Source organism: Bradyrhizobium sp. UFLA05-108 (genome assembly GCF_059803455.1).
Genome location: NZ_JBANAZ010000005.1, coordinates 122,206 through 134,777, shown reverse-complemented (window position 1 = coordinate 134,777; position 12,572 = coordinate 122,206). Strand labels below are relative to the sequence as shown.

At 64.7% G+C, this 12,572-nt stretch carries 11 protein-coding genes; 8 read left to right on the top strand and 3 right to left on the bottom strand.

The genetic code is table 11. The features are described from left to right. Positions 1-79 precede the first annotated feature (79 nt). The 3 genes from SO140_RS05645 to SO140_RS05635 are packed head-to-tail and all read left to right on the top strand — an operon-like array spanning position 80 to position 3,609. A complete protein-coding gene (locus SO140_RS05645) occupies positions 80-1,468 on the top strand; it encodes a class II 3-deoxy-7-phosphoheptulonate synthase (protein WP_449378876.1) in 1,389 nt (462 codons plus the stop codon). Between the two features lie 4 nt (positions 1,469-1,472). Then, the gene (locus SO140_RS05640; RefSeq protein WP_449378875.1) at positions 1,473-1,826 is read left to right on the top strand and encodes a diacylglycerol kinase; all 354 of its coding nucleotides are present in this window, start codon (positions 1,473-1,475) and stop codon (positions 1,824-1,826) included. A gap of 25 nt (positions 1,827-1,851) precedes the next feature. Beyond that, positions 1,852-3,609 carry an NAD+ synthase gene (locus tag SO140_RS05635; RefSeq protein WP_474797052.1) on the top strand — a complete coding sequence of 586 codons (1,758 nt, stop codon included), beginning with the start codon at positions 1,852-1,854 and terminating at the stop codon, positions 3,607-3,609. Positions 3,610-3,863: 254 nt separating this feature from the next. Here the strand turns inward: SO140_RS05635 and SO140_RS05630 are convergent, their stop codons facing one another. Together SO140_RS05630 and SO140_RS05625 are read right to left on the bottom strand one after the other, a co-directional pair. Then, positions 3,864-5,051, bottom strand: a complete 1,188-nt coding sequence (locus SO140_RS05630; RefSeq protein ID WP_449378873.1) for a DUF2865 domain-containing protein — start codon at positions 5,049-5,051, stop codon at positions 3,864-3,866. Positions 5,052-5,175: 124 nt separating this feature from the next. Continuing rightward, entirely contained in the window at positions 5,176-5,481 is a 306-nt protein-coding gene (locus SO140_RS05625) for a hypothetical protein (RefSeq protein ID WP_449378872.1), read from the bottom strand. 291 nt (positions 5,482-5,772) lie between these two features. On the opposite strand from SO140_RS05625, the gene cysS reads away from it, so the two are divergent. From cysS to SO140_RS05605, 4 genes are all read left to right on the top strand, one after another. Further along, positions 5,773-7,170, top strand: a complete 1,398-nt coding sequence (gene cysS, locus SO140_RS05620; RefSeq protein WP_449378871.1) for a cysteine--tRNA ligase — start codon at positions 5,773-5,775, stop codon at positions 7,168-7,170. After that, positions 7,170-7,661: a GNAT family N-acetyltransferase gene (locus tag SO140_RS05615; protein WP_449378870.1), complete on the top strand. Its 492-nt coding sequence runs from the start codon at positions 7,170-7,172 to the stop codon at positions 7,659-7,661. Before cysS ends, SO140_RS05615 begins: the two co-directional genes overlap by 1 nt. Beyond that, the gene (gene cimA, locus SO140_RS05610; RefSeq protein ID WP_449378869.1) at positions 7,658-9,256 is read left to right on the top strand and encodes a citramalate synthase; all 1,599 of its coding nucleotides are present in this window, start codon (positions 7,658-7,660) and stop codon (positions 9,254-9,256) included. The genes SO140_RS05615 and cimA overlap by 4 nt, the downstream gene beginning before the upstream one ends. A 117-nt stretch (positions 9,257-9,373) precedes the next feature. Continuing rightward, the gene (locus SO140_RS05605; RefSeq protein ID WP_449378868.1) at positions 9,374-9,751 is read left to right on the top strand and encodes a VOC family protein; all 378 of its coding nucleotides are present in this window, start codon (positions 9,374-9,376) and stop codon (positions 9,749-9,751) included. A 7-nt stretch (positions 9,752-9,758) separates the two neighbouring features. Here the strand turns inward: SO140_RS05605 and SO140_RS05600 are convergent, their stop codons facing one another. Further along, positions 9,759-10,364 carry an LOG family protein gene (locus SO140_RS05600; RefSeq protein ID WP_449378867.1) on the bottom strand — a complete coding sequence of 202 codons (606 nt, stop codon included), beginning with the start codon at positions 10,362-10,364 and terminating at the stop codon, positions 9,759-9,761. Positions 10,365-10,565: 201 nt separating this feature from the next. On the opposite strand from SO140_RS05600, the gene SO140_RS05595 reads away from it, so the two are divergent. Further along, complete coding sequence (locus SO140_RS05595) at positions 10,566-12,524, top strand: ABCB family ABC transporter ATP-binding protein/permease (protein ID WP_449378866.1); 1,959 nt, start codon at positions 10,566-10,568, stop codon at positions 12,522-12,524. The last annotated feature ends 48 nt before the right edge of the window (positions 12,525-12,572 follow it).

Here is a 12,572-nt window from a genome sequence, read left to right as displayed (position 1 = left end):
GATGCTAGCCTGTGTATAAGGCGGCTCGCGCAACCCACAGATCAGGTTGCAGTTTTTGCTTTGAGAAAGAGGATTTGCGATGTCCGAGCGGTGGACACCCGAGAGCTGGCGCAGCAAGCCCGTGCTGCAGGTCCCCGACTATCCCGATGCGAAGGCGTTGGCCGATGTCGAGGCGCAGCTTGCGAGCTTTCCGCCGCTGGTGTTCGCCGGCGAAGCGCGCAACCTGAAGAAGGCGCTGGCCCGCGTCGCGGCCGGCGAGGCCTTCCTGCTCCAGGGCGGTGACTGCGCCGAGAGCTTTGCCGAGCACGGCGCCAACAACATCCGCGACTTCTTCCGCGTGCTGCTCCAGATGGCGGTCGTGCTCACCTATGCGGGCGCCGTCCCCGTGGTGAAGGTCGGTCGCGTCGCCGGCCAGTTCGCAAAACCGCGCTCCTCGCCGACAGAGAAGGTTGAAGGTATCGAGCTGCCGAGCTATCGCGGCGATATCGTCAACGACATCGCGTTCACCAGGGAAGCGCGTGTGCCGGATCCGCAGCGGCAGCTGATGGCCTACCGCCAGTCGGCGGCGACGCTGAACCTGCTCCGCGCGTTCGCGACCGGCGGCTTCGCCAATCTCGGCAGCGTGCACCAGTGGATGCTCGGCTTCCTGAAGGATTCTCCACAGTCCCGCCGCTACAAGGAGCTGGCCGACCGCATCTCGGACGCGCTCAACTTCATGCGCGCCTGCGGCCTCGATCTCGAGAGCCATCCCGAGCTGCGCGCGACCGATTTCTACACCAGCCACGAGGCGCTGCTGCTCGGCTACGAGCAGGCGATGACCCGCGTCGATTCCACCACCGGCGACTGGTACGCCACGTCAGGCCACATGATCTGGATCGGCGACCGCACCCGTCAGCTCGACCATGGCCATGTCGAATATTTCCGCGGCATCAAGAATCCGATCGGGCTGAAGTGCGGCCCGTCGCTGAAGGCCGACGAGCTGCTCAAGCTGATCGACGTGCTCAACCCCGACAACGAGCCCGGACGGCTGACCCTGATCGGCCGCTTCGGCTCCGACAAGGTCGGCGAGCATCTGCCGAACATGATCCGCGCGGTGCAGCGCGAGGGGCGTGTGGTGGTCTGGTCCTGCGATCCCATGCACGGCAATACCATCACCTCCACCACGGGCTACAAGACCCGGCCATTCGACCGCATCCTCTCGGAGGTGAAGTCGTTCTTCGCGATCCACGCGGCGGAAGGAACGCATGCCGGCGGTGTGCATCTGGAGATGACCGGCAAGGACGTCACTGAATGCCTCGGCGGCGCGCGCGCGATCACGGACGAGGACCTCAACGACCGCTACCATACGGTCTGCGATCCCCGCCTCAACGCCGAGCAATCGATCGACATGGCTTTCCTGGTCGCGGAGCTCCTCAAGCAGGAACGCGTCGGCAAGGCCAAGCCGATGCCGTTCGCAGCGGGGCTCTAAGACCTTGCTGCGGATTTGGAAGGCCACGATCAACTCCCGTAACGGTCTGGCCTTTGCGTTTCGCTCGGAGCAGGCCGTCCGTGAGGAGATCTTTGCGCTCCTGCTGTCGCTTCCGCTGGCCTGGTTCATCGCCGTGACCGCGATGCGCGCGGTCGAACTGGTGTGTGCTGTCGCATTCGTGCTCGTGGTCGAACTGCTGAACACTGCGATCGAGAAGCTCGCCGACCGTCTCACCATGGACCACGACAAGCAGATCGGGCGGGTCAAGGACATGGGCTCGGCTGCCGTCGGCGTGGCGCTGCTGATGGCCGGCGCCTTCTGGATCTTTGCGCTCGTCGAGCGATTGGGTTTCGTCTAGCCACAGGATTGGACAACAGGCGATCATGACCGAACGTCTCAACGAATTCGCGGTCACGCTCGCCCAGCTCAATCCGACGGTGGGCGATATCGACGGCAATGCCGCGAAGGCGCGCGCGGCACGCGCGCAAGCCGCAAGCGCCGGCGCCGATCTCGTGCTGTTTCCGGAATTGTTCATCGCCGGCTATCCGCCCGAAGACCTCGTGCTGAAACCTGCCTTCCAGTCCGCCTGCCGCGCCGCGATCGAAAGCCTCGCGCGCGAGACCGCCGATGGCGGTCCCGCCATGCTGGTCGGCACGCCCTGGGTCGAGGACGGCAAGCTCTACAATGCCTGCGCGCTGCTCGATGGCGGCCGCATCGCCAGCCTGCGTTTCAAGGCCAACCTGCCGAACTACGGTGTGTTCGACGAGAAGCGGCTGTTTGCGCGCGGGCCTGCAGCCGGCCCAATGACCGTGCGCGGCGTGCGGATCGGCGTGCCGATCTGCGAGGACATCTGGCTGGAGGAATCCGAGGACTACGAGAACGTCGTCGAGACGCTGGCCGAGACCGGCGCCGAAATCATCCTCGTGCCGAACGGCTCGCCTTACGCCCGCGACAAGGGCGACGTGCGCTTGTCGGTAGCGGTCGCGCGCGTGACCGAAAGCGGCCTGCCGCTGGTCTATCTCAACCAGGTCTGCGGGCAGGACGAGTTGGTGTTCGACGGCGCTTCGTTCGCGCTGAACGGCGACCTCTCGCTTGCCGCGCAACTGCCGGCATTCGAGGAGAGCGTCACCACGCTGCACTTCACCAAGGCCGGCGACGATTGGCGCTGCACTGGTCCGATTGCGCAACTGCCCGAAGGTGACCGGGCCGATTATGCGGCCTGCGTGCTCGGCTTGCGCGACTATGTCGGCAAGAACGCTTTTCCCGGCGTGCTGCTCGGCATGTCCGGCGGCATCGATTCAGCCTTGTGCGCGGCGATCGCCGTCGATGCGCTCGGTGCCGATCAGGTGCATGGCGTGATGCTGCCGTACCGCTTCACGGCGCCAAGCTCGATCGCGGATGCCGGCGAGCTCGCAGGTCATCTCGGGATCCGCTACGAGGTGCTGCCGATCGCAGAGGCGGTGAACGGTTTTGAGACCATCCTCTCCGACATCTTCAAAAATCTGCCGCCCGATATCACCGAGGAAAATCTCCAGGCGCGCACCCGCGGCATGCTGCTGATGGCGATTTCCAACAAGACCGGGCTGATGGTGGTGACCACCGGCAACAAGTCGGAGATGTCGGTCGGCTACGCTACGCTCTATGGCGACATGAACGGCGGCTTCAACCCGATCAAGGACATCTACAAGACGCAGGTGTTTCGGCTGGCGGCCCTGCGCAATGCGTGGAAACCGGATGGCGCGCTTGGCCCCTCCGGCGAGGTCATTCCGCCCGACATCATCACACGCCCGCCGACGGCGGAACTGCGCGAGAATCAGCTAGATCAGGATTCGCTGCCGGCCTACGATCTGCTCGACGCGGTGCTCGAGCGCCTGGTCGAGCGCGAGGACCCGCTGGAGGAGATCATCGCCGCAGGCTTCGACCGTGCGGTGGTGACGCGGATCGACCACCTCCTCAACATCGCCGAATACAAACGCCGTCAGGCCGCGCCGGGCGTGAAGGTGACGCGCAAGAATTTTGGTCGCGACCGCCGCTATCCCATCACCAACCGATTCCGCGACAAGGGCGAGCCCTTGCCTGCGCCGGACGAAACGCTGGTCTCGCGCGGCAGCCGCGCCTCGATCGACGCGTTCGAGGGGTAGAGTTAGCGAGTTTGGAGACCGGTGTCGTAAGCCAGGCGGCCTCGCCAGCCGTGACGCTGTCATCATCCGCGACCCGGCTACGCCAAGGCTTCGCCGAGGCTAAGGTCCAGGCGCGCCAAAGCTTTAGCGTAGGCGGCAGGCGGATGATTCAGCACTCCGGGGCGCATGTCGTCGGAAACGGCTCGCGCCGCGGAGTACTGGATGCCCCGCCTTCGCGAGGGCATGACGGCGGAATAGGAGGCTGCGAAGCAGCCTTACTTCTGCTGCTGCGGCAGGAAGGTCGGTCCGACCGAGCGGATCGGCTTGTTCTCGTTCGTCGTGGTCGTGGTGTCCGCAGGCGGTGTTGCGGCCGGTGCAGTCGCTGTCGGCTCCGACGGTGGCGTCGCGCCCTTCTTGCCGCTCGTCGGCGCACCCTTGGTGAGCTGCCGCTGCTGCATCTTCTTGGCGCTTTCCTCGGTAACGATGATGTCACCCTGCTGCTGGACCGCCGCCTTGTCGTCGGCCGATTTCAGCGCATCCGCCCAGCTCTGGCCCGCGGCCTTGCACGAGCAGGATGGGTTGAACTCGCTGCGGAATTTGAAGGCGTTCGGAAGTGCGGTGTAGGGCTGGCCGTTGACCGAGACCGCCGCGTTCATGTCCTCGCCGGGATTGCGATAGGCGTAGAGCGCCGCGTCGGCCGCCGGGCACAGTGCCTTGCAGGTCTTCTCGTCATCGGGGAAACGCGCGGGCACGGTGGCAAACGAAACCGGGAAGTAGGCGCCGTCGCAGGTGCGGACGCACACCGTCCGATACGTGCCGGATTGCGGGCCGAGATCCGCGGGCGGCGCGCCGGGCGGAGGATTATTGGGATTGTTGCCGCCGCCGAACAGGTTGCTGAGGAAATTGCCGGGGCCTTGCGACTGCGCAGCGTTGGCATATTGCGGGCCGCAATTGTTCTGCGCGAGCGAGACCAGCACCGAGCGGCGCTGGTTGTCGCGGTCGGGGCTGTAGCTGCCTGGACCACCTGCACGCAGCCGCTCGAGGTTGGAGGTGATCTGGTCGAGGTTGGCCCGCATCTGCTGGATCTGGGTGTTGACCGGACCGCATTGCGCCGACTGGTTGTTGAACAGCGAGAAGAAGCCGGAACTGTCGCAGCCCATGCGCTTGGCTTGCGCGGTGACGCGGTCGAGCTCGGCCTGCTGGCGGGTTGCCGAATCCTGGTAACGGCGGATCTGATCGTCCTTGGCGGGATCGCCGCTTCCGCCGCGGTCGAGCGCGACAAGCTGGCCTTCCAGCCGCGAGCAGATCGGGTTCGCCCCAGGCGCGGCTTGCGCTGGCGGCGGCCCAGGGGGGCCTGCTTGTGCGAGGGCGTCAGTGCCGAAGGCGAGCGCGCTGATCAGCGCGGCGCCGGCAAGGATCGAACGGGAGCGAAAGAGAGAGAGAAATTCCGGCATATCCGCCATTCTAGCGATGTCACGGCCCCAAACATGGGGGCCGATGCGGCCCTCCAATACCCGCTTCTCGGGGCATCGTCACGTCGTTTCGGGCGCGAAGATCGGGCCTAAAGTCAGCCAGTTCCGAGCGAATTCAGCGCTGGCAGGTGATTGCGACATATTCGTCGCAATGGCCATGGGAGCAGTTTGCGCCGGATTTGGGGACGGAGCCGGTAATTTCGTCGGGATCGACCCGGCGATAGGACGAGGCCTGGGCAAAGTCGCGGGACTGACAATAGGAGCGCGCGACGTGCGCACCGCATTGGTCGCCCTTGGCCAGGCACTGGTCGACGCCGTAGCCGTCCGCCTGATTGGCGATGATGAAGACGCGGGTCTCCGCCGAGGCGCTCGAGGCGGCAACGATGAAGGCACAGCAAAGGAGTGCCGAAAAGGATCGCATGAAATGCACCGTGGCTTGGAAGGAACCGCCACCACATGAATAAACTCAAAAGGTTAAGGATGATTAACCCTGATGGCGGGACGCGGCCGCTTTGGGCAGGGAAAGCGGCTTTTTCGCGGCTCACTTGACGGCAGGCCCGCTTGTGGCCCATATGTTCCGCATGAACGGTCTCCTCGCCATTTGCATCATTTGCCGCGAGATTACGAGCTAGCGATTCGCTGGCTGGAGCCGTCTTTTCTCAAAACACATTGAGAGCACTGGACGCCCGGCCAACAGCCTTTGGGTATCCCTATGGAATTGCGCCTTTACGATACGCTGACGAAGGAAAAGCGCACATTCGTGCCGCTGAACCCTCGGGACGTCCGCATGTATGTCTGCGGACCGACCGTCTATGACTTCGCCCATATCGGCAATGCGCGGCCGGTGATCGTGTTCGACGTGCTGTTTCGGTTGCTCCGTCATCTCTATGGCGAGGCGCACGTCAAATATGTCCGCAACATCACCGACGTCGACGACAAGATCAACGATCGCGCCGCGCGGGATTTTCCGGGGCTTCCGCTCAACGAGGCGATCCGAAAGGTCACCGAGGAGACGGGCCGGCAGTTTCACGCCGACGTCGATGCGCTCGGCGCACTACGCCCGAGTGTCGAGCCGCGCGCGACCGAGCATGTCGGCGAGATGCGCGAGATCATCGAGAAGCTCGTCGCCGGCGGCTTTGCCTATGTTGCCGAGGACCACGTGCTGTTCTCGCCGCAGGCGATGAACGCGGCCAATTCCGAGCTGCCTCGCTATGGTGCGCTGTCCAATCGCTCGCTGGACGAGATGGTCGCCGGTGCCCGTGTCGATGTCGCGCCCTACAAGAGAGGCAATACCGATTTCGTGCTGTGGAAGCCGTCCAAGCCCGGCGAGCCGTCTTGGCCATCGCCGGCCGGCATCAAGGCAGAGGGGCGTCCGGGCTGGCACATCGAGTGCTCGGCCATGGCCTGGAAGCACCTCGGAACGCATTTCGACATTCACGGCGGCGGCATCGATCTCGTGTTTCCGCATCACGAGAACGAGGTCGCGCAGACCTGCTGCGCCTTCCATCAGTCGCGCATGGCGAACTACTGGATGCACAACGGCTTCCTCCAGGTCGAGAGCGAGAAGATGTCGAAGAGCCTCGGCAATTTCATCACCATCCGCGACCTGCTCGCAGATTGGCCGGGTGAGGTGCTGCGTCTGAACATGCTGAAGACGCATTATCGTTCGCCGATCGACTGGACCTTGAAGTCGCTGGAGGAGAGCGGCAAGACGCTCGACGACTGGTATCGTGTCGCAGCGGACGTTCCACCAGGCAAGCCGGCTGCGGCGGTGATCGAGCCGTTGCTGGACGACCTCAATACGCCCCAGACGATCGCGGCGCTGCATGGTCTGCGCAACACGTCCGATGCCGCCGGCTTGGCGGCGTCACTGCGGTTGCTCGGCTTCCTCTCCGAAAGCGCGGCGCAGTGGGAGGGACGGAAGCGGCAGGCAAGTGGCGTCGATGCGAGCGAGATCGACCGCTTGATCTCGGAGCGCACGGCAGCGCGTGCGCGGAAAGACTTCAAGGAATCCGACCGCATCCGTGACGAGCTCGCTGCCAAGGGCGTCGTGCTCAAGGACGGCAAGGATGCCGACGGCAAGCCGGTAACGACCTGGGAGCTCGCGTGATGGCCCGAGCTCTCCCCAAGCCCGCGCTGCGGCCATTCCTGCCCGCCGACGTCCCGGTCCTTGCCGCGATCTTCGCATCTGCCATCGAGGAGCTGACCGGCGACGACTACAGCGAGGCGCAGCAGGAAGCCTGGATGGCGGCGGCGGAGGACGACGAGTTCGGCCGCCAGCTTGCCTCCGATCTGACGCTGGTCGCAACGCTGGACGGCTCGCCCGTCGGTTTTGCCTCCCTGCGCGGTAGCGATCACATCCGCATGCTCTATGTGCATCCGGCTGTCAGCGGGCAGGGCATCGCGACCCTGCTGGTTGATGCGCTGGAGAAGCTTGCCGGCGGCCGTGGCGCCACGAGCCTGACGGTCGATGCCAGCGACACCGCGCAGGGCTTCTTCGCCAAGCACGGCTACACCGCCCAGCAGCGCAACAGCATCACCATCAACGACGAATGGCTCGCCAACACCACCATGAAGAAGACGCTCGGAGCGACCCAATGAGCAAGGAGCGCCTGTATCTGTTCGACACCACGCTGCGCGATGGCGCGCAAACCAATGGCGTCGACTTCACGCTGGCCGACAAGCAGGTCATCGCGCAGATGCTGGACGAGCTCGGCATCGACTATGTCGAGGGCGGCTATCCCGGCGCCAATCCGCAAGATACGGAATTCTTCGCCGAGAAGCCGAAGTTCTCGCACGCTCGCTTCACCGCGTTCGGTATGACGCGGCGGGCGGGGCGGTCGGTCTCCAACGATCCCGGCGTTGCAGCGCTGCTGGAGGCGAAGGCCGATGCGATCTGCTTCGTCGCAAAATCCTCCGCCTACCAGGTGCGCGTCGCGCTCGAGACCACGAAGGAGGAAAACCTCGCCTCGATCCGCGACAGCGTCAGCGCCGCGAAGAAGGCCGGCCGCGAGGTGATGCTCGATTGCGAGCATTTCTTCGACGGTTACAAGGAGGACGCGGACTTCGCGCTCGCCTGCGCGAAGGCAGCCTATGAGGCCGGCGCGCGCTGGGTGGTCTTGTGCGACACCAATGGCGGTACCATGCCGCATGAGGTCGAGACGATCGTCACGGAGGTCATCAAGCACATCCCAGGTGATCACGTCGGCATCCACGCCCATAACGACACCGAGCAGGCGGTGGCGAACTCGCTCGCGGCGGTACGTGCCGGCGCGCGGCAGATCCAGGGTACGCTCAACGGGCTTGGCGAGCGCTGCGGCAACGCCAACCTCTGTTCGCTGATCCCGACGCTGAAGCTGAAAGAAGAATTCTCCGACGTCTTCGAGATCAGCGTGACGGGTGAGAAGCTTGCGAGCCTCGTCAAGGTCTCGCGCACGCTCGACGACATGCTCAACCGCGCGCCGAACCGGCACGCGGCTTACGTCGGCGAGAGCGCCTTCGTCACCAAGACCGGCATCCACGCCTCCGCCGTGCTGAAGGATCCGCAGACTTATGAGCATGTGGCGCCGGAAGCCGTCGGCAACCATCGCAAGGTGCTGGTGTCCGATCAGGCGGGCCGCTCCAACGTCATCGCCGAGCTCGACCGCGCCGGCATCGCTTATGAGAAAAGCGACCCGAAACTGACGCGGCTGGTCGAGGAGCTGAAGGAGCGCGAGGCGCAAGGCTACGCTTATGAATCCGCCAACGCGTCGTTCGAGCTGCTGGCGCGGCGCACGCTCGGCAAGGTGCCGCATTATTTCGAGGTCGAGCAGTTCGACGTCAATGTCGAGCAACGCTACAACGCGCTCGGCGAGCGCGTCACCGTTGCGCTCGCCGTGGTGAAGGTCGACGTCGCCGGCGAGCACCTGATCTCGGCGGCGGAAGGCAACGGCCCCGTCAACGCACTCGACGTCGCCTTGCGCAAGGACCTCGGCAAGTACCAGAAGTACATCGAGGGCCTGAAGCTGATCGACTACCGCGTGCGTATCCTCAATGGCGGTACCGGCGCGGTCACGCGCGTTCTGATCGAGAGCGAGGACGAGAACGGTGACAGCTGGACCACGGTCGGCGTATCGCCCAACATCATCGATGCCTCGTTCCAGGCGCTGATGGATTCGGTGATCTACAAGCTCGTGAAGTCGGGCGCGCCGGCGTAGATCCGCAACGGTTGTCATACCCCGCGAAAGCGGGGTCAGTAGCTCTCGGGCGTCGCGGAATACTGGATCGCCCGGCCAAGCCGGGCGATGACAGCGGAGATGAGGGGGAACGCAGACATGATCGACCACATCTCCGTCGGCGTCAGCGATCTCGGTCGCTCCGCAAAATTCTACGAGGCCACGCTTGGCACACTCGGGCTCACGCGCCTGGTGACGCGGCCGGGGACCGTCGGCTTCGGCAAGGCCTATCCGGAATTCTGGATCAACTATCGCGCCGGCATGTCGCCCGTAGCACCGGGGAGCGGCGTCCACATCTGCCTGCGGGCGAAGACGACTACTGATGTCGACGCCTTTCATGCCGCAGCTCTTGCGGCGGGCGGTGCCTCCGACGGCGCGCCGGGCCTCCGCGCGCACGACCGCGTGCGCTACTACGCGGCCTTCGTTGCCGATCCTGACGGCAACCGCATCGAGGCGGTGACGTTTCCGAGCGAATGAATAGAGGCTAGAGCTTCCGAGCAACCTCGGGCGCGAGGTTCTTCTCCGCCTCGGCGACTTGCGCCGCGGCGGTCTTCAGCATCGGCATGATATCCTCGACGCGATCAGCCTTGAGGATGTCGATGTTGAGACCGGCGCGGATGAATTCCGTCTGGCGCATGTGCGACAAGAGCGAGAACAGCGGCTCCCAGAAATTGTCGATATTGGCGAGCAGCACAGGCTTGGCGTGACGGCCGAGCTGCTTCCAGGTGAGTTGCTCGACCAGCTCTTCGAGTGTGCCGACGCCTCCCGGCATCGCCACGAAGGCATCGGAGCGCTCGAACATCAGCCGCTTGCGCTCGTGCATGTCGGGCGTGACGACCATCTCCTGCACGCGGGTCAGCGCGTTCTCGCGCATCCGCAGGAAGTCAGGGATGATGCCGGTGACGGTGCCGCCGTGGTCGAGCACGGAGGTCGCGACTGCGCCCATCATGCCGACCGAGCCGCCGCCATAGACGAGGCGGACGTTGTTCTCGGCGAGCGCCTTGCCGAGCGCCTTGGCGCCTTCGATGAAACGGGGATTGGTTCCTGGGCCGGAGCCGCAATAGACACAGACGGTTTTGATAGTGCTCATTGAACCCATGATGCATTGCAGCGTAGGGGCGTCAAGTCCAATCGGTGATTCGCAACTCCCGGAAATCTACCGGTAAATCACGACAAACAATCGAGAATAGCCGTCCGGCGGGGTGCGCAGCCGGCTCGAAGCCTCTATATGACAGGCGAAACCGGTTAATCGCAAACGGGCTCGCATCCGGCGGGTCTTCCAAGGCTGTCTATGGCTCACCCTCATTCGTCCCCCGCAGGCGGCGATGTCCCTGATGCCGCCCGCAACTCCGCGGAGCGGGCGACCCTAGCCGGAACGCTGGCGCATCTGTGGCCCTATATCTGGCCGAGCGACCGCTTCGACCTGAAGATGCGCGTGGTCTGGTCGATGGTGCTGCTGCTCATCGCCAAGCTCATCACGCTATCGGTACCGTTCACCTTCAAGTGGGCGACCGACGCGCTGACCGGCGCGAACACGGCGCCCGTGGAAGCCTCCAACTGGCATCTCTGGGTGATCGCTTCGCCGCTGGTCCTCACCGCGAGCTACGGCGCAACCCGTATCCTGATGGCGGTGCTGACGCAGTGGCGCGACGGCATCTTCGCCCGCGTCGCCATGCACGCGGTGCGCAAGCTCGCCACCATCACCTTCATCCACATGCACGAATTGTCGCTGCGCTTTCACCTCGAGCGCAAGACCGGTGGGCTGACGCGCGTGCTGGAGCGCGGCCGCGAGGGCATCGAGGTCATCGTGCGCATGGTGATCCTCCAGCTCATCCCGACGATTGTCGAGGTGTCGCTGCTGATGGCCGTGCTGTTCTGGCAGTTCGACTGGCGCTACGTGGTCGCGACCCTGATCACCGTCGTGATCTACATGTACTACACCTACATCGCCACCGAGTGGCGGATCGGCATCCGCCGCAAGATGAACGATTCCGACACCGAGGCGAACACCAAGGCGATCGACTCACTGCTCAACTACGAGACCGTGAAATATTTCGGCGCCGAGGCGCGCGAGGCGCAGCGCTACGACCGTTCGGTCGAGCGCTACGAGGAGGCGAGCGTCAAGACCTATACCTCGCTCGCGGTGCTCAACACCGGCCAGGCCGTGATCTTCACGCTCGGGCTCACCGCGACCATGCTGATGTGCGCGATCGGCGTACGAAGCGGGCGCAACACGGTCGGCGATTTCGTGCTGGTCAACGCCATGATGATCCAGCTCTACCAGCCCCTGAACTTCATGGGCATGGTCTATCGCGAAATCAAGCAGGCGATCATCGACATTGAAAAGATGTTCAACGTGCTGTCGCGCGAGGCCGAGATCAAGGACGCTCCGGACGCCAAGCCACTGGTGGTGTCCGCAGGCTCGGTGCGCTTCGAGGACGTGCGCTTTGCCTATGAGACGGCGCGGCCGATCCTCAAAGGCATCAGCTTCGAGGTGCCGGCCGGCAAGACCGTCGCCATCGTCGGGCCATCTGGGGCCGGCAAATCGACGATCTCTCGGCTGCTGTTTCGCCTCTACGACGTCTCCGGCGGTAGGATCCTGATCGACGGGCAGGACATCCGCGACGTCACGCAGGGCTCGCTGCGCGCCTCCATCGGCATGGTGCCGCAGGACACCGTGCTGTTCAACGACACCATCCGCTACAACATCCGCTACGGCCGCTGGGACGCGAGCGATGCGGACGTCGAGCAGGCGGCACGCCTGGCGCAGATCGACAATTTCATCCGCATGGCGCCGAAGGGCTATGAGACCCAGGTCGGCGAGCGCGGCCTGAAGCTTTCCGGCGGCGAGAAACAGCGCGTGGCGATCGCGCGCACCGTGCTGAAGGCGCCGCCGATCCTGGTGCTGGACGAGGCGACCTCGGCGCTCGACAGCCACACCGAGCACGAGATCCAGGGCGCGCTCGACCGCGTCTCGAAGAATCGCACCTCGCTAGTGATCGCGCACCGGCTTTCGACCATCGTCGGCGCCGACGAGATCATCGTGCTCGACCAGGGCCGCATCGCGGAGCGGGGGACGCATGCCAGCCTGCTGGCGTTCGGCGGGCTCTATGCCGGCATGTGGAACAGGCAGCGCGAGGCGGAGGCCGCGCGCGAAAAGCTCGCCAAGATCGCCGAGTCCAGCGAGGCGCCGAACCGCGAGCCGCCGCCGGTCGATGACGTCCTCACGACGCCGGCGGCCGCCGAGTGACCTTGTCTACGGTCCCAACTCTGGCCTAAACCTCTCCCGCGCGCGAGG

Coding starts and splice junctions, on each gene's coding strand:
- SO140_RS05595 (WP_449378866.1), top strand. CDS start 10,566: ATGGCTCACCCTCATTCGTCCCCCGCAGGCGGCGATGTCCCTGATGCC.
- SO140_RS05635 (WP_474797052.1), top strand. CDS start 1,852: ATGACCGAACGTCTCAACGAATTCGCGGTCACGCTCGCCCAGCTCAAT.
- SO140_RS05605 (WP_449378868.1), top strand. CDS start 9,374: ATGATCGACCACATCTCCGTCGGCGTCAGCGATCTCGGTCGCTCCGCA.
- SO140_RS05615 (WP_449378870.1), top strand. CDS start 7,170: ATGGCCCGAGCTCTCCCCAAGCCCGCGCTGCGGCCATTCCTGCCCGCC.
- SO140_RS05645 (WP_449378876.1), top strand. CDS start 80: ATGTCCGAGCGGTGGACACCCGAGAGCTGGCGCAGCAAGCCCGTGCTG.
- SO140_RS05625 (WP_449378872.1), bottom strand. CDS start 5,481: ATGCGATCCTTTTCGGCACTCCTTTGCTGTGCCTTCATCGTTGCCGCC.
- SO140_RS05600 (WP_449378867.1), bottom strand. CDS start 10,364: ATGAGCACTATCAAAACCGTCTGTGTCTATTGCGGCTCCGGCCCAGGA.
- cimA (WP_449378869.1), top strand. CDS start 7,658: ATGAGCAAGGAGCGCCTGTATCTGTTCGACACCACGCTGCGCGATGGC.
- SO140_RS05630 (WP_449378873.1), bottom strand. CDS start 5,051: ATGGCGGATATGCCGGAATTTCTCTCTCTCTTTCGCTCCCGTTCGATC.
- cysS (WP_449378871.1), top strand. CDS start 5,773: ATGGAATTGCGCCTTTACGATACGCTGACGAAGGAAAAGCGCACATTC.